Origin of the sequence: Pandoraea apista (assembly GCF_001465595.2) — a bacterium.
In the GTDB taxonomy this organism is placed as follows: domain Bacteria; phylum Pseudomonadota; class Gammaproteobacteria; order Burkholderiales; family Burkholderiaceae; genus Pandoraea; species Pandoraea apista.
Genome location: NZ_CP013481.2, coordinates 1,954,307 through 1,975,012, shown reverse-complemented (window position 1 = coordinate 1,975,012; position 20,706 = coordinate 1,954,307). Strand labels below are relative to the sequence as shown.

At 63.0% G+C, this 20,706-nt stretch carries 9 protein-coding genes; 3 read left to right on the top strand and 6 right to left on the bottom strand.

Annotation, left to right across the window (positions count from 1 at the left end; genetic code table 11):
• Positions 1 to 131: 131 nt before the first annotated feature.
• A complete protein-coding gene (locus tag AT395_RS08965; RefSeq protein ID WP_048629036.1) occupies positions 132 to 440 on the top strand; it encodes a hypothetical protein in 309 nt (102 codons plus the stop codon).
• Here the strand turns inward: AT395_RS08965 and AT395_RS08960 are convergent.
• Positions 437 to 1,432, bottom strand: a complete 996-nt coding sequence (locus AT395_RS08960; protein WP_048629035.1) for a tyrosine-type recombinase/integrase — start codon at positions 1,430 to 1,432, stop codon at positions 437 to 439. The genes AT395_RS08965 and AT395_RS08960 overlap by 4 nt on opposite strands.
• A 587-nt stretch (positions 1,433 to 2,019) precedes the next feature.
• On the opposite strand from AT395_RS08960, the gene AT395_RS08955 reads away from it, so the two are divergent.
• Both AT395_RS08955 and AT395_RS08950 read left to right on the top strand, forming a co-directional pair.
• A complete protein-coding gene (locus AT395_RS08955) occupies positions 2,020 to 2,886 on the top strand; it encodes a CsgG/HfaB family protein (protein ID WP_042116828.1) in 867 nt (288 codons plus the stop codon).
• Between the two features lie 442 nt (positions 2,887 to 3,328).
• Complete coding sequence (locus AT395_RS08950; protein WP_058375312.1) at positions 3,329 to 4,303, top strand: glycosyltransferase family 9 protein; 975 nt, start codon at positions 3,329 to 3,331, stop codon at positions 4,301 to 4,303.
• Between the two features lie 60 nt (positions 4,304 to 4,363).
• Here the strand turns inward: AT395_RS08950 and AT395_RS08945 are convergent, their stop codons facing one another.
• The 5 genes from AT395_RS08945 to AT395_RS08925 form a co-directional block, all read right to left on the bottom strand.
• The gene (locus tag AT395_RS08945; protein ID WP_042116831.1) at positions 4,364 to 4,837 is read right to left on the bottom strand and encodes a WbuC family cupin fold metalloprotein; all 474 of its coding nucleotides are present in this window, start codon (positions 4,835 to 4,837) and stop codon (positions 4,364 to 4,366) included.
• 159 nt (positions 4,838 to 4,996) lie between these two features.
• Positions 4,997 to 5,209 (bottom strand): 30S ribosomal protein S21, encoded by a 213-nt coding sequence (rpsU, locus tag AT395_RS08940; RefSeq protein ID WP_010806331.1) that lies wholly within the window; start codon positions 5,207 to 5,209, stop codon positions 4,997 to 4,999.
• 480 nt (positions 5,210 to 5,689) lie between these two features.
• Entirely contained in the window at positions 5,690 to 6,865 is a 1,176-nt protein-coding gene (locus AT395_RS08935; protein ID WP_048629033.1) for a porin, read from the bottom strand.
• Between the two features lie 475 nt (positions 6,866 to 7,340).
• Positions 7,341 to 7,961, bottom strand: a complete 621-nt coding sequence (locus AT395_RS08930) for a hypothetical protein (RefSeq protein WP_124988722.1) — start codon at positions 7,959 to 7,961, stop codon at positions 7,341 to 7,343.
• A gap of 425 nt (positions 7,962 to 8,386) precedes the next feature.
• Entirely contained in the window at positions 8,387 to 20,656 is a 12,270-nt protein-coding gene (locus AT395_RS08925) for a filamentous haemagglutinin family protein (RefSeq protein WP_167370723.1), read from the bottom strand.
• Positions 20,657 to 20,706: the final 50 nt, after the last annotated feature.

Here is a 20,706-nt window from a genome sequence, read left to right as displayed (position 1 = left end):
AAGCTACACCATCTTTTTGACGGCCATGACTAGAGAATACCCGAACGGCTCGATATCAAGCGACCGCTTTACTGAATGAACGAAGCACTGAAAGAGATTCTGCGGGTTACTGCGAGAGATTGGGAGATACGATGATGGAACCAACCGACGTGAAAGAACTGCTGCCGCGCATCGACGCGCTCATTGTGCAATTGTCGCGCCCGCAAATCAGCCTCGAAAATACCCTGTGGGACGTCGAGGGCATTGCCGATTGGCTTCACCTCTCCGGGTCCACGGTAAAGCAGCGTGTTGTCTGCCAGCCCGGATTCCCGAAGCCAGTACAGCCGGGGGGCTCGAAGAACTCGCAGCCGCGCTGGTTCGCTGCCGAGGTGATCGCCTGGGCACGAGAGAACCGCGGAACGCTGCCGAGCGGCCGGCGCAGCCGTGCAAAGGCCGCTTAATCGAGGCGGCTGGCTATCGCGCTGGCCGTCTCGTTGTAGTAGACCATCAATGTGCGCGGATCTCGGGTGCCTACCATTCGAGATAGCGCCAGAATGTCGAGCTTCTTCGACAGGCTCGTGATTGCCTGGTGCCGGCTATCGTGGAATGTGAGCCCTTCGATTCCTGCTTTGGCCACCGCTCGGCGCCAAAGCGTATCGGCCGTCCCCGGGTTCACTGGAAAGCACCTATTCTCGCCTTTTACTTTCGGCAATTTCTCTATGAGTTCGCATGCCCGCTTCGACAACGGGACATCGCGCGCGTCGCCGTTCTTCGTCTTGTCCAGGTGAAGGAACCGTTTGCTGACATGAACGCGTCCCCACACCAGCCCCAATATCTCGCCTCGACGCATTGCAGTCTCGATCGCCAGTTGAAACGCGACGGCGATGTATTGCTGTGCCGTTTCAACAGGTGCGTCATCGTCATATCCCAAATGCTTGAGGATCGCGTTTCGCTCTTCGAGCGAGATCAACCTATCGCGTGACTTGGGATTTTTCGGGCGCCGCACTTCATGTACCGGGTTTGAGGGAATCCACTTCCAATCCGTATGGGCGGCCTCGAATACCGCCGAAAGCAGGTTCAAGTCACGGTTCACGGTTGACGTCTTCACCTCGGACAGACGATCGTCTGTCCACGACTTAATGTGCTCGGCCTTGACCTTGTGGATTAACTCGCCAACGAATGACAACTGATTTTTGAGAAAAGCAATCCGTGTCACGTTCCAGCCGTGCTTTGCTTTGGTCGGGGAAACTTCCAAAAGGTATTGGTCGAATGCATCTGCCAGAGTCTTCCCGGACTTGGTATAGTGCCGGTGCTGGCCATGCATTATCTCGGCCTCTTTCTTTGCCGCCCAGGCTACAGCCTCGGCTTTCGTCTTGAAGGATTCCGACAGTCGAACGCCTGAGCGCACAATCTCAGCGCGCCAAGTATCGCCCCGCTTTCTGAATGATGCCATCGCCCCACCTTGGCGTGATCTTGGCGTAATCGCTATGTATTCTTTACGCCAATATGGTTTGCTTTGGTGGGAATCGTACCACGACGCATACCCTGCGATGGCTTGCTGGACATGGATTTGGGGCAATGTGGGGTCTAGCTGTGCAATTTGTAATAATGGTTCGAAATTCCTGTCGGGGGGACCACGATTTTTCGCTCAGCCCTCAAGCATTACCGAAACGCCCCGCTCGGCCTCTGCCTGACGGGGCTTTTTTGCGCCCGTCGGCGCCGAGTCAGCGTGGGCAATCCACCTTGCTCATGGTTTTTACCTAATCCCCGCCTAATCCTTTGCGAAAGCACTACCCTAATCCATTCGTAATCCCCACGATTTTTGATAGGGGACCAGCGATTTGACCGCGTGCTAGCATGCGGCGCGGAATGTTCTTACGGAGCATTTCAGCATAGGAGTCCTACCGTAATTCGCTTCTTACTCCTGCTTTTTTGGACTCCTGGCATACGGTGGCGTCACCGACTTGGCCGACACCCGGGGTGAATCCGGGCAGGGCAACGCCGCCAACTTCCAGAACAACATTCTAAAGAACTAGGAAAATGGCACACCATCTCGTAAAAATCACGGGCCTGCTGGTTGCAGCCGGCATCATGGCGGGTTGCTCGTCCATGAACATGGGGAGCAGCAGCGCCAAGACGGCGGCGACCGGTTCCGCCGGCGGCGCAAACTCCGAAAACGCCAACCAATCACTCGAAAAGTGTGACCGCCCGCTGGGCACGATCGCGGTAATCGAAGATACGTCCGCGCCCTGGTACGGCATGCTCACCGGCCAGTACAAACTCGGCTCGACCGTTCCGGTGCTCAAGCTCCTCGTGCAACAGTCAAACTGCTTCGTCGTCGTGGATCGCGGCCGCGGCATGAACACGGTCATGGGCGAGCGCGCCCTGCAAGACTCCGGCGAACTGCGCAACAAGTCGAATTTCGGCAAAGGCAAGATGGTCGCCGCCGACTATGCCATCAGCCCGTCGATCACCTTCACGAACAATAACGCCGGCGGCGCCGGGGCAAGCATCGCCGGCCTCTTGCCGGGCGGTATCGGTTCGGCCATCGGCGCCCTCGCCGGCAGCATGAACGCTAAGGAAGCCAGCACGCTGCTCACCGTCATCGACAACCGCTCCAGCGTGCAGATCGCCGCCGCAGAAGGCAGCGCCAGCAGCATGGACTTCGGTGCACTCGGCCGCATCCTCGGTAGCTCTGCCGGCGGCTCGCTCGGCGGCTACTCAAACACCGCCGAAGGCAAGGTCATCGTTGCCGCCTTCACCGACTCGTACAACAACGTCGTGCGCGCCGTGAAGAACTACAAGCAACAAACGGTCGCCGGTGGCCTCGGCACCGGTGGCCAACTCGCCGTGCAAGACGACGACGCGCCAGCACCGACCAAGAAGTCCACGAAAAAGAAGAAGTAATTTCGAAGGAGTATCCGCGCCCCAAACCTTCGTCCGCGTGGGTTTGGGAGCGGTTCTTTTCGATATCGGCTGCGCTACAGCCGGGCGGCGCCTCCTCCTCTCTCCCCCAGGCGAACTGTCCCTCCCCGCTGCCCAGACATCAACCCAACTCGCAGCAGGAAGGAGCCCCGGCCCACCTCTCTTCTTGCACGCACCCCCCTCTCCTCTCGCCTTTCTCGCTCATTGCACCAGCGTGGCTTCTCTCGCTTCGGTGCTCCTTGTTAAATATTTTGCCGTCCGGCAAATGAATCGTTCCCGCCAGCAAAGGCGTCTTAATAATCCGCGCCATCAGTCCTCTATCATTTTCTGCACGCCCCGCTATTTTTCGCAGGCGCTACGCACCGCGTACGCTTTCCTTCGCGGTGGCTCCCCCTCCCGCTCTCCTCTCGATGCCAGGATTCGCATGACGAAGCCTTCGCAACGCGCCTTTCAGCCCCCAACGCCCGACGCCGGTGTCAGCCCCGCTACCAACGCCATCGCCCACGCCTGGGTGCAAGTCGGCGCAGCGCTCAGTCCCCACCCGGATTGCCCCCTTCCCACCTGGGCCGGCGGCGGCGACACGCTCCACCAACATCTGCTAATCATTGGCGCCAACAACGACGCGGGATTGGTGAGCCAATTCCGCCATATGGAGGTCGCGGCCGCACGCTTCGGAAAAGTGGGATTTGTCGGCCCCGCGAACGCGCGCCGACTGGTGGAATGGTCGATAGGGGAACGCGCGGTCATACTCTCCCGTATGCCACGCGACGTCTCGGATTGGGACCTGCGATGCCCGCTTGGTTCGCTCGCGCACGCGCTAGGCCCCCAAGCCACTGCCGCACACGCAGGACGACCTTTTCTTCGGGTTGCCACCGCAGCATCGCGTCACTGGCGCGATCGTCTGGCAGCGATCGCTCAACACGGCTTCTGTGTGGGCCTCGCCGGGCTAGATGCTGTCGACAGCGCCTCGGAGACGGCAACGCCTCTCAACGTTGCCAGATTCCGTGCGCTCGCACGGCTTCTACGGGTCCCCGGCGTTTCATGGGTGCCGCTGGGACGCCCCGGCACCTCTCAATCGAACGCTATCCCGCCAGAAACCGTCGACTGGATCGACTGGCGAACGGATTGCGACGATCTCGCCGACGAGGCTTCGCTCATCGACAATCTGGATCTGGTGATCTCGCTGGATGCCACCCACGCCCATCTGGCCGAAGGGTTGGGTGTGCCCGTCTGGAAGTTGCATGCCGCCGCCCTCGATTCGTCTCGGCACGACGTGCACTTCAGCCCCCAGCGCCTCGCCGAAATGTCGGCAGGCCGCGACGACTGGCTCAGTGGCGTCGATGCGGCTGCCCAAGCCCTGCTCGCCATGTCCCGCGAATTCCAGGGCTGGACTCGCTGACGTTTCACCAACGCCTTCGCAAACGCGTCAGCACCGTAAAACGTCTCGCGATACAGGCACTCAGGCAGTCCAGCGATCTCCCACCTTTGCCGTCTTGACCCACGCCATGAAGGCGGCGGCTTCCGGCGTATCTGCCGGCGCAGACCAGCTCGCGTAATCGGATTCGACGAAAGGCCGGTACGGGCCATGCTTCACTTCGAAAATCACGGCCCCCGAGTCCAGCGAAAGCACTGTGTGATACGTGCCCGCTGCCGTCTCGGTCACGCTCGTGTCGTCACCGAGCACCTTGCGATCCGTGACGATGCCGGCCTCGTCGAACGTCAGTACGATAAAACGACCACGCAGCGCGGTAAGCAACTCCCATGTCTGGCGATGCAGATGCGGACGAATATAGGTCGACGGCTCCATCGCAATCGCCAAACGCTGAATCGGATCTTCCAGCGACTCATGCAAGTTCTGGTTCATGCGGGCACGCGGCGACTGCTCGGCTTGTTGCGTGAGCGTGTCAAGAGCAGCGAAAGTCAGCGTCTTCATATAGGAATCGTGGGGGAGTCAGGGGATGAAACGGTCGCGGCGTAGTGGCGACGGCCACGAGTGTAGCAAACCGATGCGCCGCTTCCACCCATAAAAAAACCCGCCGAGAGGCGGGTTTTTCACTTCGCACTTCACTGCGCCAACGGCGCAGCAGCGTGCTTAGTACATCTTCTTCTTCAGGGTCTGGCTGCGCAGACGCTTACGCAGACGGGCCACTGCAGCGGCCTTCTTGCGCTTGCGCTCAGCCGTCGGCTTTTCGTAAGCGGCGCGTGCCTTCACTTCCTTGATCAGGCCCGTGCCATCGATAGCGCGGCGGAAACGACGCAGTGCGACTTCAACGGGTTCACCGTCTTTGATAACGATCTTGGTCATGCAATATCTCGAATAGTGATTCGGCTCATCGAGCCGGACATTTAACTTACCGAGCAAAGACACCCTTCTCCGCCCTGCCGGAGACTCCCCCTGCCAGGCGCGACGAACGGACTTGCTACGGACTGCACTACACCACATCTGGCGGGACCGCGAATCACCTCCTCTGCGATCTCCCGATTGGCATTCGACGCCTCGTTCGCTGCTGCGAACCCCGCATCGCGCCTTCCAGACTGGCTGAACGGTTGATTGATGGCGAAGCGGCACTCATCGTTCGTCAGTGAGCCCCACTCCCCGCACTGCCCATATTTTGGACAAGGTCGTGATTATACACAGAAACCGGGTGAAATGCACACGATTTCCCCCTTTCCAATGCACAAAGGCCCCGCCGGCAGCCGGCGGGGCCCTCTATCACTCAGCGGAAGGCATAGCCTCCTTCCTCCGTTCAGGCCGAAAGGTGCTCAAAATCGGCCTGAAAATGGCTTAGAACTTGTGACGCACACCCGCGACAACGGCAATCTGCGACTGTGCGCCGGTGCCCGTCGGGCCACCAACGTTGTCGATCGCAGCCACGATGGCGTCGCCCGTTGCGCGCTGATAAACGCCGGTCAGATACGTCTCCGTGCGCTTGCTGAACGAGTAGACACCGCCCGCGTTGACCTGGAACCAACGCGGCTTCGTGCCCTTGCTGATACCCGACAGTGCCGTTGCGCCACCCACGCTGCCATCGCTGTAGATGAAGGCCAGACCGCCGAGCAGGTTCGGCGTCACCTGGTACTTGCCGTTCAGTTCGAACGTGTTCACGCGAATCGACGACTGGTTCGTGTAGCGAACCTTGGCGTAGCTGTACACGAAACCGAGCGTAGCCGCCTGAATCTGGTACGAGACGCCCGCCGCCGCGATGTCGTGCTTGTCGACCGCGCTCGTGTAGAAAATGTCGGTGGCGCTCGAGTAATCGTTCGTCACGGCACCGCTGCCGTTAGCCGTGCCCGGGCTGGCCAGATGCATGTAGCCGAGCGCTGCGGTGAGCGGGCCGTTGGCATACGAAGCGCCGAGGCTGAATGCATTGTTATGCGAGAAGCCCGTGCCGTTCCCGGTGTTCGCCTCGTTGCTGAAGCCGTACAACGCACCGAACGAGAACCCGCTGTAGTTCGCGCTGGTGTACTTGATCGAGTTGTTGACGCGGAACGAGTTGTACAGGTTGTCGATGTCGCCAACGTGCGCGCCATATTGCGTCGCCCATTGCTTGGCCGACGTGATCGGGCTCACGAAGTCCACCACGGAGTCGTACTGACGACCGATCGTCACGGTACCGGCTTGCGTGCTTTGCAGGCCCACGTAAGCCTGGCGGCCGAACATACGGCTGTTCTGCGACATGGTGCCGTTGGTCAGGCTAAAGCCGTTTTCCAACACGAAGATTGCCTTCAGGCCACTGCCCAGATCTTCCGAACCCTTCAGGCCCCAGCGGTTGCCCTGGCCAATGCCGCTCACGGCCTGGAAGTTATGCGCGCCCTTGGCGTTCAGGCCAGTGGCGACATTGTTCACGTAACCGATACCGGCGTCGATCACACCGTAGAGCGTGACGTTGCTCTGGGCCATCGCCGGCGCGGCGACGGCAAAGCTGGCAGCGGCCAGCGCCGTGAGTTGGAAGCGCTTCATAGTTCCTCTTTGATTGTGGTTTTTTACTTTTTTGGCCCGCCACGGCGGGCATCCCCGTCACTGCCGATTGCTCTCGCCCCCAGGACAAGATTTGCTGCAATCGCATATGCAATGGAGTGCTTAACAAATGACTAGCGGTGCTTTCCCCAGAGGGAAAAAGCACCGCTGACGATCAGGAAGCGGGGCGCATTTTGACACGTCCGCGACGCATTTCGCACACAAGTGGTGCGTTTGCAACACATGAAATTCGCGGCATATGGCACCGGGACCGTAATCGATTCGGTGACCATGATATCGAGCATTACTAGCGCAATATGCGAGGCGTCGTCCCGTCAGATCACGCCGTGCACGAAGGCAGAAACGCATCGACCCAATGAAAAACGGCGCGTCGCCGGACTGGCGCGCGCCGTTGAACGGAAGTCTTGTGACGTCGCCGCAATCGTTTCCGATATGCGCCGCCCGCCCTCGTGAGTCGTTACGTTGTGCTACGACCCGATGCCGCCTTGAGCGGCTTGGGCGCCGGTGTTCCGACAGGTGCAGATGGCGCGGCGCGCTTACGCGACTTCGCGACACTGCCGGACGCTACACGTTTGGCCGCGCTGGCCGACTTTGCCGACGCTACGCCATTGGCGGCACCAACGCCGGCAGGCGCACCGTTGCCGACTCTCGGCCCCCGCGCCAGCGTCGCAGCGGCAGGCGTCTTGGCCGTCTTGCCGGGCTTCGCCGATTTCTTGGATTTGTCCGCCTTAGCCACTTTTTCCGGCTTCGCGGGCTTCACGGTTTTCGCAGGTTTGGCAGGCTTGGATGGCTTGGCGGCAACCGTCTTGGCCGGTGTCTTCGGCGCGGCCTTCGCGGCGGCGGCCAATTCCAGATCGATGGTGTGCTTGAGTCCGGCGATCACCGGCGCGGCCAGATCGTCCGCAAAGTGGTCGAACCAGCGCTTGGCCTGCAGGAGTTTTTTCCCTCCGAGACGCCGCTTGTGATCTTCGTCGCTGGCGAGCACTTTGGCGGAGAGCCGGGCCCGGCCCTTCGAGAGGCGTTCGAGAACTGTGATGATGGTGAACCCGCGATGCGACGTCTTCTGCTCTGCAGACATACCGGCCTCCTGATGTACCCGCCATGCGGCGGGTCCGGATTGGATCGAAGCCACGATCTGAATCACGTGGATGCGAATGATCGTACCACGCCGCAAAGCTTGTGCCAGCAGGCGCGAGGCCTTCCTTGCCTTCGGTGTGTAGTGGACGCAACCCCGGGAGGTTCGGACGCCCGGGCAAAATATTGGACGCCGGCCGGAATGGGAAAACGGATGTCCGCTTCGAGAAATGCCCGCATCAGCGCCAGATTGACGTCCCGCTGCAAATTCATGTACCGGTTGTAGTCAGGGCTCAGCACGCCGCGATATCCACGCCGTCATGGTGACGATGACGGGATTGTCAGGCACCGTGGCGCAATGCGGCATACACCGCGTCGACCAAACACCGGCGCCCCGATCCTCTGGCGACGCCGATCCCTCATGCCGGTTCAATGCGTGTTCAGCGCACGGCGCTCCTCATCGGTCAGTCGCGCGAGCTGACGCGGATCGAGTTGATTGCCACTGCCAACCAATTGCAGAAGGCTCGATCGATCGTAGCCAAGCGGGCCCGGCGCGCGTGATCCCGCGGGCGTGTCGCTGCCCGCTGTGCCGTCGGTCGCACCGCCCCCCGTGCTCAACATCCGCACGGAGAAGATCGACGGCAGGTTCTGGCGCTGCGTGACGCGCTCACGCGCCATCGCGTCCTGCGCGGCCGACGCGGCCTGTGCCGCCGTTGCACTCGCATTGGTCAGCGCACCCACGTTGACCGCCGCGATCACCGGCAAGCCCGTCGACTTACCCTGCACCTGCACGTTGGCGGCATTCACGACCGCGAGCGCGGCGAAGTTGACGTTGCCCGACACGCGCACGCCGGCCTCGCCCGCATCGATCGTGCCCAGCGGCGCCACCAGGTCGACGTCGCCCGGCGGCACTTCCGGCAACGGCGCGAGCGTGGCAATGCCCGCCCCGCTCGACGGCACCGACGCCGAGAGCGTCACGTTGCCACTGTCGTCATATACGCGCCTCGGCGGCGTGTAGAGCACGGTCGTCTTTGCGCCGCGACCGGCGTTGATATCGCCCTGCGCCGACCACGCCTGTATGCTGCCGCCGAAGGTCGTCATCACACGCGACAGGCCCAGCAAAATGCTGTCACGGCTATACAACTGAATGTCGCCATCGCCCTGAGTGACGACCCCGGCCGCCGCGCCAGGGGTCACGCCTTCCACGCCGACAAGCATGCGTCCGCCCGGATTCAACATCTGGATGTCGCCGCCGAAGTTGGTACGTACCGTGGCGTCGGTCGTCACGGGAACGGGCTTGCCGTTGACCGTTGTTGACCCGGTCACGCTGCTGAACAGCGTGATCGCACCGCTGTAGCTCAGCGGATTGCCTTGCGCGTCGCTCGTTGGGAATAGCGTGGCAATGGCCTCGCGGCCACGCAGATAGCTGCCGTAGCGCGGGCTCGACGCATCGTTATACTCGCGCCCTCCCAGCAGCAGTTCCTTGAAATAAACCTGCCGCACGAACACGCCCTGTTGGATCTGTGGCAGCGAGAGGAAATAGCTCAGCGCGTCCGAGGCGTTGCCGTCGTAGCCGAAGCGGCGCTTGAGCCACGCCACGAGTTCGTCGCCATAGGCATGAACGACCTTGCCACTGTCGGCCAGCGGCAAACCGCTGGCAAGCTGATTGGCCGGGTCGAAGTAGAGGCGGGCAAAACGCGAGTAGTCCGGGCCATTGGCACCGACACCGGCGAGCACCGAGATCCCCGCGCCGCCATTCGTGTTCGACGGATGCGCCACGTCGCCCATGCTCTGCAACTGACCGTAGTAGCCCTGATACACGTTGCGCCCGGCCTGAATCTGGAGCAAGCCCGGCCCGACGATGTTCGCCGACTGATAGATGATGTCGCGCCCCGCCTGCATCAGCGAGACATCGCTGTCCGACTGATTCAGGAATGTGCTCGGCAACGTACCGGTGCCCACGATATCGCGTCCCGCGATGACCTCGACCGGCTTGCCGGCGACAAACCACCGCGCGTGGCTCGGCGTAAATCCGCTCGCCGGCCCCAAGTTTACGACGGTGGTCATCCCAATCTGTAAGTCGTCGATATCGGTGCCAGCGTAGATCTGTGCCGGCGCGCCATCCGGCGCATGCAAACTGCCCGACGGGTAATCCTCGCCGAAGGCAAGAGGACTTGCCCAGTTGATTCGCTGGGCGGCGTTCGCCGAGGCGTTCGTGAGCGAGTTGGCAGTGAAGCCCTCCATCGTCGTGAAGACCGGATGTAGCGGTGTGGCGAGGCTCGCGAGGTCGGCGCCTGACATCGCAATCGTCGAGCCCGCTCCGTAGATCGTGCCGGCGGCAAGCACCTGAAGCTGCCCGATCGGCGACGGCATCAATTCGATGGTCTGCCCTTCGCCGAACCGGATATCGCCATTGAGCGACACGGCGCTCAGACTGCCCGGATAGAAGCCCAGAGCGTTCGACGCATCGCCGCTGCCCGTGCCGGACAAGGGCGAAACATCGCCTCCGGCCGAGAGCAGCCTGAGACTCGTGCCCGGCGTCCAGAGCGTAAATCTCGAATAGCCCCCCTTGACGACCGATGCCACACCGCTTCCGGCGGCCACAGACGTGTAGTAACCGCCGCCCTTGTCGGAGAAAAGCGACATGCCCGCGTCGCCCGCCCCGGCCAGCACCAGATCGCCGCGTGCCACGATGTTCGCGGCCCCGTCGCCCACGAGCACCGTCGGTCCCGGCGTGCGCATCGTCAGCTTGATCGCATTGGGCTCCGGGGCGCGCGGATCGTAAGTCGTCCAGACGACACCGCGGATTTGCGGCGCGATCACGCCAACGGCGCCAGATTCCACCGACGTGTCGCCACGCAAGGCCGTCAACGACCCGAAGTAGTCTCGGCGGAAGTCGCGCGAGGTTGAGGGGTCGGCGCCGTTGAGCTGACGGCCGACTTTGAGCGTGAGATCGCCCCCGCCGGTCTGCACGAGCGTACCGTCGGACAGCACACGTCCAGTCGACGCTACCGCGAGATCCAGCCCGGTCGATGTCGTTCCGCTGGTATCGGGGACGGCGATGGCCCCCGCATCTCGCCCGGCAATCACCGTCAGATTGCCGCCGCCCAGGGTGCCGATCCCCTGAAAGCCAATCAGTTGAAGATCGGTGGCATTCGGATCGGTCTTCGCGAGCGAACCGAAATTGATCGACCACGCGGCGGGATCGTTCGTTGCACCACCACCGCCTTGCCGGTTCAGCCAGTTCCCGACCTGATTGCTGTTCACATAGCGCACTGGATTGTCGGCCAATTGAATATTGCCGCTGACGTCCTGCTGCGCCATCAGCAGCAAGTCGCCGCCGTGCTCGGGATACCAGGCCTGAAGCACACCGCTGGTTGCCGCGCCCGGCAAGTTATACGGGTTACGGCCGTCTGCCGCCAGAATCGGCGCCGCTTGCGTGCCCGCCGTATAAACGCCATAAGGCGTCGCTTCGCTGAAGCTGTTGCCCGCGAGCAGTTCGAGACTTCCGGTGCCAGTGCGCAACACGCTGAAGAACGTGCCTTTCTGCGACGCGTCGTAAGCGCTGTCGCTCAATGTGAGATTGCCGCTGCCGCCGAGCGTGGGCACCGACTGCAACGCGCGCTGATCGGCGCCGGACAGATCAGCGCCTGCCACCAGACGCAGTGATGCCGAGAGCATGCCTGGCGCCAGCAAACTGGCACGGGCAGATGTCGCCGAAGCCGCCGGCGTGCCGGGGTCGGTCTGGAGCGACAAGCTGGCCGCCGACGGTATTTCCGAACCCACCGGCACATACAGTCGCGTCAGGATCGTCCCGAACGGAACCACGCTGCCGGAAGGATATTGCGTTCCGTCTAACGCTGTCGGCTGCACCGACGGCGGAAGGGCAAGGTTACGGGCGGGCCCGTACTGCGGCACGAGCCACCCATTCGGATTGCTCACGACCATGGTGTTGCCCGCGCTCAAGCGCCAAAGGTACGCCCCTTGCTTGCCGAAATGGGACGTGTCAGTCGAGAACGTTGCCGGCGTGATCGCCGAGAAGGCCGGTGCGCCCGCCCCCGTGCCGGTGAACCCGTCGGAGATGCTGCCGTTGATCGCCAGATTCCCGGCCGCACGCAGAATCAGCGCCATCGGCTCGCCGGCCCCATACGTCGCCGAGGCCGGATCGCGATCCGCGCCCGCGCCGTAGCGGTACTTCGCCAGATCGATATCGCCCGCCGTCGAGAGATCACCCAGTGACGCGATCTGCACGCCCGGACGCAAGTGGTAAGCACTGCCATAAGCCGCAAGCCCTGCCGTGCGCGCCCCCAAAGCCGCATTGCCCTGCGCCTGATTCATGAACGCGGTGCTGGCCGTGTCGTAGTCGTCGAGGGTCGATTGAGTCACGACACTGCCCGAGGGCAACGTGTACGTCCAGACCCCGTTCAGGGCGATGCTGTTCGCGCCGCGAATCGCCAGCGGGCCGGCAGCGTCGATCGCCACGTCACCCGACGTTTCCGCGGTTCGCATGGCATTCAGAATCACGTCGCCGTAGTGGGTCGCGCCCGGTGTGCTCAGGTCGATCGTGGCGCCTGGCGAGAGCGTCAGCGTTCCGCCGGCAGCCGTCAGTTCGACGTGCCCGCGATTTTTCGCCTCGATGGGGGCGCCATAACTGTCGACCTGCAATTGGGTGCCGTGCGCATCGAGCACGGCGCTGCTGCCCAGCATCAGACCATTGCCACCCGACAAGCGGATGGTGCCGGGCTGGGCGCCCGAGGCGTCGATGGTCCCGTTCACGGTCAACATGCCGCTATCGACGGCAATGCCAACGTTGTGTGCCTTCACGCCATCGCCGACGACCAGATCGCCCCGTTTCTGGTCGAAGCTGCGCGAGTCGAAGAAGCCGCCCCGAGTGAGAAGCGCGTTCAATCCGGAGAAGTCTGAGAAGGTGCTGACCGACGCGCCGAATGCCCCGCTCGTGAAGCCCTCGTCCGCCGCGCCCAGCACACTGCCTCCGAGCGAGAGCGTGCCCGTGGCGGCGTCGATCGAAATCGCGCCGGCGTTGGCGTGTGTTGCCGATACGTCGACGACCGACCCGGCCAATTGACTGACGCTGCCTTGCATGCTGCGCAAGACGGCCGAGCCGCCGAAGCCATACACCGTCGCGCTCTGAATCGTCGTCGGCCGTCCGCGCAGATCGATCCGGCTGTTACCGTCGAGCACGATGTCGTTGACCGCGTTCACCACGAACTTGCCGCTGGGCAACAGCACGGCGCTGCCGATGTTCACGTTGTTGCCGGAAAGATCGATTTCGGCACCGGCAACCGTTGTCGTCGCGACGCTCGGGGCCACACCCGCCGGTGTCACAACAGTCAACGTGCCGCCGGTCGTGTAGTTGATGATCGACTTGGCCGCACCGGTCAGCAGCGGTGTGCTCAGCGTCAGGTTCCCGCCCGTGCCGCTCTGCCCAAGAACATCGCCGGCCTGCGTACTCGGCGCCTGATAGACGTACAACGCACCGCGTCCAGCCGAAACGATACGCTCGCTTGCCGAGAAATCGACACTGTTGAAGCCGTACATCGTGCGATTGACGTTCGACGTATCGAGTGTCACTGGCTCACCGATGTCGATCTCTCTGGCGACGAATTGCAGAGATCCGCTACCGGTTCCCGGCCCGCCCGCCGTGATCGCCGGTGCACCGCCCCCTTGCACGCCGTTCCACACGATGCGATCCGCCGCCACCACCGCCCGATCACCCGCCGCACCCGTGCCGTAGATTGCGGGGGAATTCAGGACAAGATCGACCCCTTTGCCGCGCGTATCCAGTCCGTTGCTCCCGAACAGATTGATCGCGTTCGCCGTGCTCAACGTCAGCCGTTGCAGCGCAGGTGCGCCATGCGTCGAATCGCCCTGAAGCAATGTGTTGAGCACCGATTGATTGAACAGCACGCCGGCCGGATTGCCTGCGGCCACAATCTGCGCCGCATCGCCGACATTGAGCGTGCCGACCGCCAGCGCGATGTTGCGCGCACCGAAGCGGGCGTCGGGGTCGATGCTCGAGGCGCCGTTGGTCGCGAGCGCGACGGTGCCCTCCGCAAATAGGCCAGCGCCCGCGCCGATGTTGATCGCTCCACTACCGCCGGATGACCCGACGAATTGCAGGTCGCCGTTGGACAATCCCAGCACCGTGGCATTTCCCGCAGAGAATTTGTAGCCGGTCGACGCCGTGTCGAAGCGCGCTGGGCCTTGTCCCACGGTCGAAAGTGTCACGTCGCGGCCAATGTCGATGTTGCCGCCGACCAAGTAAATCTCGCCAGCCGTCAACGTCACCCCATCGCGCACGGCCAGATCGCCCGACGCCGGAGCCTGCTCGAAGCCGAGTACGCCGTTGGCGAGCCCCACTTTGCCATTGACGCTCAAGCGCGGTGCGCCGAGCGCACTCAGCGCCTGGCCCGTCACCGACACGCCGGTGAAGCCCGGTGAAATATCGCCGTTCGTGATTTCGCCGATGTTGAACACACCGACCTGTCCGGCCGTGCCACCGGCGGCCGGCTGAAACAACGCTCGGCCGTCGAACACCAGCGCCGGATAGGGCGACGGTGTGTCCGGCGTATCCGAGAGATTGAAGCGGATCGCGAGTGCGCTGCCGTCTCTTGGCAACATGGGCGCCACCCCGCCGAACTGGGCGACCTGGCTCGTGACGAAGTCGCTGTAGCTTTGTTCGTTGTATTGCGAGTACTTGCGCACTGCGGTGCCGGGTGTCACCAGCACGCTCGACGGTAGCTGACTTCGTATGGCCGTATTCGCAACGCTCGTGTACCCGGGCACGAGGTAGGTTCCGTTGCCTGCCGCGGTGGCCGTTGCCGGCAGATTTCCGACCGTGCCGCCGATCTCGACACGATAGGCGCCGGGCAGCAGTGCGTAATTCGAGGGCAGCAGCGTGTACGTTCCTGCCGCGAGCCCCGGAACGCCCTCTCCCAGGGTGATGCGCTGTCCGACGACGGGGTCGCCCGCGCCGTTCTCGGCCGCGACAGGCGCGTAGTTCGACGCATAGCCGGGCAGAATGGCATAGACCGTGTTCCCCGCCTTGCTCAGGGTCATGGTCGGATTGGCGTTCACGAGCGGCGTATTCAGCACGTTGACGGATCCGCCACGCCCCGAGACAAAGCCCGCCCCCGTAAGCGTACCGCCGCCCGAGAGATCGAGTACGGCGTTCTCGTCGACGCGGATGGTCTTGCTCTGGAGCAGCATGCCTGCGCCCAGCAACCGACTATCGAGACTCAGTTCCGTCAGGTATCCGGGAATGGTCGCGCCGTTGTAGGTGTAGGTCACGCCGTCGACAGTGCCGCCATACGGCATCACCAAACCGTTCAGCGACGCCGAAGTGAGGCTGCCGGGGAGAAACTCGATATTGCTCGTCGAGCCTGTGAGCACCCCGCCAACGGCTGGGACTCCCATCAGAAGTTTGCCGAACGGTGCCCGCAAGATACCGCCCTGCCGAATGTTCGGGGCCACCAGGCTTAACGTGCCAAACGCGGAGTACGGGGTGTCAGGCACCGTGTCGGTCGTACGCCCGATCGACAAGGTCGCATCGGTGTAATTGCTGTTGCTCTGACCGGCGGTAACGGTGGCAACGGCGCCCGTTGCCGGATAGATCTGTGCGCCGTCGAGCGCGATATCCCACGACGACGCAAGTACGGTTCCATTGGTAGCGTTCGGCGAAGCGAGAAACCGAATGTCGCCCTGACTGACAAGCTTGACCGAACGGAAGCCCGGCGCCGACGTGTCCACGTTCACATATTGATCGGAATCGTAGTAGCTCGATCGCGAAGAGAAAACCACCGGGCCCTTGACATCGATGAGATTCGCGTCGATCTCGAAGGTTGCCGTCGTCGGGCGTGCCGACGCATTGGGGTTGCCCAGCGAGCCGGATACGTATCCGTCGGGCAAGGTGAACGGCGTGGCGCTGAGCAGAACATATGGCGCACTCAAACGCACATTGCCGTGGCCCGGATGATCCGTCGGGCTCTCGCCCGCGACCAGCGGCATGCCCGAGACGTACTCACCGGCGTTAAGCCGCAGGCTCTTGTCGAGCGAGAGCGAGACATCGCCGTTGAAGTTGAGATAGTCAGTTGACGTGAGCGACAGCGAACTGAACCCGCCGGACTTGATCTGGTCGACACTGATCACCCCGCGACCGACAGGCAGCACCGAAACCGGTGCCCCCGGTCCCGATAACGCGACAGGGTCCGGACGCGTTTGCGTCAGCATCATCATGCTCACCGGGCGTTGACTGAGTGGCGTTTGCCCCAGCGGATCCCAAAACTGTAGCGTGATCAGCGTGAGCGACAAGTCGCCGCCCGAGGCGCCGGCCCCGCCCGCTCTCGCGTGCATGTCGCCGTCCAGTGCCAATCCGCTCATCGAGGTGAGCGCAATCGAGCCGCCATTGGAAACAAGCGCCGTGGTGCCCCTGGCGTTCGCCGGCTGTCCGGAAACCGTTGCCGTATCGACGCTCACACTGACGCCGTCGGCGTTCATTTGAGCGCCCGGGCGCAAGACAACGAAGGCTGTGCCGCCGTTGATGTTGATCGCACCGCCGTCGAGTACGGTGCCGTAGGTTCGGCCGTTCGCGTCGGTCGCCGTATAGCCGAGACCGGAGACGTCAAGCATTGCCTGCGGTCCTAACCAGACCGATACGCCCCGATTCGCGCCGCTGTCGTCGAAGATTCGCGTATTGGGCAAACTGCCGTCGCCCTCGTTGACGAGATTGATCTTGCCCCCGCGCGCACTCAGGGAACCATCGACGGTGATCTGCTCGAAAGCGTCGAGCGTAATGCTCTGCCCCGGATCGACGATGATCGAAGCCTGTGGCGAGACAACGATGTCGGCGCCCGACGGATTGCCGAGATAGTCCTTTTTGAGTGCGCGCAACGCAAGGCTTGCCCCACCGCGCTGGGTCAAGGTGCCAGCGCTCGCATTCTCGGCAAACAACGGCGGCAAGGTTAGCGTCATCGCCTGAGCAGGATCGCTGCCCGTGCGGGCGTTCATGCTGTTGGCGGTGAAGCGGTATACCGGCATGGTGGGCGCCAGCGTCACGCCCTTGTCGATATGCACCCCCTGACCGCCATTGATGTCGTAACTCGAAAAACCGGCGCTGAAGAACGGCGCATTGCTGCCGGAATTGCCTGCACTGAAGCTCGGCACGGGGGCTACGGCGACGGTGCGCGCCAGTACCGTCCCCGCAGGCAGGATCGTGCCGACAGGATAGGTCACGTCGGTGCCGCTAACCGTGCCAGCCGTATAGACAACGCTGTACGGCTTGATCGGAAAACCGTTCGGAAAAACGCTCGATGGAATGACAGTTCCTGCCGGTATCACACCGCTGTTATCGAGCGCGAAGATGACCGTGCCTGCGGGTAATGTGTCGCCGCTGTAGTAGCGATCCCATCCCAATTGACCTTTGGGACGAGTCACCATGACGGTGACCCCGGTCGGAACGACCCAAGGCGCGGCGGTCGGCGTGCTGGGTCCGCCGTCGCTGGTGATGTCGGTCGGTGTGGGCACGTCCAGCGTCAGCCGGGTACGCCCGTCAACGGCGCTGAACGGCAACGGCGTGCCCGCCGGGACGGTGTACGGCTCTGCGAGCTTCAACGCCACCTCCGACGCGGTCCCCGACGCGAGCGACCCGCCCGCCAGTCCGGCATTGCTTCCGATCATGATGCTGTCGGGTGTCGAGATAGTGAGCTTGCCGCCGCCATTCACGCCGTAGGCTTTGATCGTGCCGTCCAGCACCAGCGTACCTCGGCTGAAGTTGGCGGCGGCATCGCCGGCGATCAGCGTGACGTTCCCGCCGGTGCCACCCCGTGTCTTGCCGTTTGCCAGAACGGCCCCGCCGGAGGAAACGTCGATCACGCTGCCGGTGTCGATCGTCAGATCGCCGGTCGAATCGAACGTCACGTTGCCGCCATTCAGATAGGCAACTTGCGAGAGCGAATTGGGGTCCAGCGCTCCGTTGACCCATACACCACGAACATCGATTGTGCGATTCGGCCCCAGCGTGAGCACGGCCACGTTATCCGGCGTCAGCAATGGGGTAGGAAACGTGTCGCCCGCCTTGAGGAAGAGATTGGTGACGTTGACGATGCCGCCCCGGGCCGTGACGTCGCCGTTCACGTCGACACGCGGTGCGATGAGACTGAGCCGGCCACCGGTGGCAAGATTCAGGTCGCCGTTCACCGCGATGCGATGGGTCGACACCAGATCCAACTCGCCCAGCCCCGCGCTGTTGAGGCGGCCGGCATCCATCCAGACGGTGCCATTTCGCGCGGTGTCGAGTGCATCGCCTGCCGCCATGCCCTGGGTGATGTCGTCGAACGCCCCGATAACAACATCGCTCGCATAGCCATTGATGCGGCCGAGATTCGAGTACTGCCCCAGCGCAAGGGATCCGGCTCGCGCGACCGTGAACTGACTCAATGCGTAGCCATCGGTCAGGCTCGACGGACGCGCCTGCGTCTGCACCGGACCGGTGTAGACCGTTGCCGTGACGTCGGCCTCAAGCACCGCCGTCGGTGCATTCACGATCAGCTTCCCGGCGTCGCGTCCGACCGTGTACCCGTTTTGCAGCACGCGCGTGGGTGCGATGAGCGGGCTCGCATACGACTCGGTCGTGTTCTTGCCCCAGCGCGGATGATCGACTTCGAAGCCGTTGTACACGCCCGTGTAGAGCACATTCGACGGCGCGGTGTTGACGTTGTAGAGCTGACCGTCTGCGCCTTTGAGCCACGACTGGTTCAGGTAACCCGTCTGCACGTCGAGCGAGCCGCCCGACAAGTTGATGAGCGCGCCCTTTTGCGTGACAACCTCGTTGCCGCCGATCGTGACCGTGCCGCCCTGCGCAGCCCATTCGCCAATGCCGTGCGCCTGATTCGCCAGGTAGCCGCCGACTTCGAGCAAACCGCCCGGGGTGTACCAACGCTCGTTCGCGTAGCCCCCCACAGAGGCCGGAACATAGACCAGACGGCGGCGATCGATCCAGACGTTTGCGTTATTCAACGCGGCGTTATCGCGGTTGCCCGGCGCGTCGCGTTGCTCGTTGCCCTGCACGTTCACCTTGACGTTGTTGCTGTCCATCGACAGCGACACGCCGACCGCACCCGACACATCGAGTTGCGCACGGTTCGCCACGAAACTGCGGCCCGTCGCACTCACGGCAATCTGTCCGCCCGTGGCCAGCGTGAGCGAATCGCTCTGGAATTCCACGTTGCCACCGCTCACGATCTCGACGCGCGATTGATCGCGACGATCCGAGAGCTTCGAGAGGTTGTCGAACAGTCCGCTGGAAGTGCCCGCGCGCAGTGCGTCCTGCGTGGCCGAATCCTGAATCAGTGCCGTGCGCTGGCTGTCGAGGGCGGTGGCGCCGCTGTCGCTGATGAGCACCGACGTGAGCGCCCCGCTGCCCAGCGTCACCTTGCCCTGCGTGTCGCTCGCCGAGTTCAGCAAGTGGATCGTGCCGCGCGTGTTCACCGTCGTGGTCGACACCGCCGTGCCTAGCTGCTGAACGTCGCGGCCCGCCAGCGTAATGTCGCCTTCCGACGCCATCAACAAGCCCGTATTGACCACCTTGCCCGCCGTGCTCTGCGCAACGAACTGCGGCGAGATTTCATTGCCGCGCGTGGTCGATGCCGTATTCGCATCCGTGCCGACGCCCTTGCGAATCACGAAGCTATCACCCGCGGCGAGCGCCACCTGCCCTTGCGGGGTGACGATGGCGCCCGCATTACTCACCTGGTTGCCCAGCAGCAGCACATAGCCGCCGCCCTGCGTCACCGACGTCGGCGTGCGGGTCGTGATGTTCGCGCCCGCCTGCACTTCGACCTTGCCCAGCGCATCGGTGAAGCTCGGTGTCGTGCCGTTCGCCCCGTAGATGCCACCGGTCTGGAACTGCGCGTCGCTCATGCGCGCCGCCGCCACCACCAGATTGCGCGTATCGACCTGACTCGTCCCACCGAAGATCACACCGTTGCGGTTCAGGATCAGCACCGTGCCGTCGCCGTGAATCTGCCCCTGAATCTGGCTCGGACGCGCATTCGGATCATTCACGCGATTGAGCGCCGCCCAGTCGCTTTGCTGTGCGAAGTTCACCGACGTATTACGCCCGACGTTGAACGTCTCCCAGTTCAGGATTGCCTTGTCGGCCGTTTGCGCAATGTTGACGTTGGTTTTGCCGTTGGCGCTCGTTTGCGTGGGCGCCTGCGCGTTGACCCAGCCTTTGGTCAGGCTGTTCGTGTCGACCTTCAGGCCGCCCTCGCTCAGACCGTCGGGAATCGTCGCATCCGTATTGCCAGCCGCCGCACGCGCATTGGCCTGCGCGGCCTGCATCGCGGCAATGTTCTGCGCCGCCGTGCCCAGATTCGCAATCGAGCGCTGCAACTGCGCGTTCGCCTGTTGCTGCTGCGCCGACGGGTCCATGAGCGACGTGACCGGCATGCCGTTGGGCAAGCGTCCCGTCTGCGACGCTGTGGCCTGTGCCGCGCCTCGCGCGGCGAACCACGCGTTGCTGAAGGCTTGCTGTGCGTGGGCCGCGCCCATGGTAGTAAGCAACAGTGTGATCGCCTGTGCGATAGGTGCGACCCTGCGCGGACGGCGCATCAGTCCTAAACCGATTCTGCGACCGCTGCTTCGCATTGCCGTTGCCCCTTCGCGTCCACGCGTGCTCATGCCCGAATCCTCGCTGATAGTTGAGCGCTTCCGGCAAATTCGCCATCGGC

Coding starts and splice junctions, on each gene's coding strand:
- AT395_RS08965 (WP_048629036.1), top strand. CDS start 132: ATGATGGAACCAACCGACGTGAAAGAACTGCTGCCGCGCATCGACGCG.
- AT395_RS08960 (WP_048629035.1), bottom strand. CDS start 1,432: ATGGCATCATTCAGAAAGCGGGGCGATACTTGGCGCGCTGAGATTGTG.
- AT395_RS08955 (WP_042116828.1), top strand. CDS start 2,020: ATGGCACACCATCTCGTAAAAATCACGGGCCTGCTGGTTGCAGCCGGC.
- AT395_RS08950 (WP_058375312.1), top strand. CDS start 3,329: ATGACGAAGCCTTCGCAACGCGCCTTTCAGCCCCCAACGCCCGACGCC.
- AT395_RS08945 (WP_042116831.1), bottom strand. CDS start 4,837: ATGAAGACGCTGACTTTCGCTGCTCTTGACACGCTCACGCAACAAGCC.
- rpsU (WP_010806331.1), bottom strand. CDS start 5,209: ATGACCAAGATCGTTATCAAAGACGGTGAACCCGTTGAAGTCGCACTG.
- AT395_RS08935 (WP_048629033.1), bottom strand. CDS start 6,865: ATGAAGCGCTTCCAACTCACGGCGCTGGCCGCTGCCAGCTTTGCCGTC.
- AT395_RS08930 (WP_124988722.1), bottom strand. CDS start 7,961: ATGTCTGCAGAGCAGAAGACGTCGCATCGCGGGTTCACCATCATCACA.
- AT395_RS08925 (WP_167370723.1), bottom strand. CDS start 20,656: ATGAGCACGCGTGGACGCGAAGGGGCAACGGCAATGCGAAGCAGCGGT.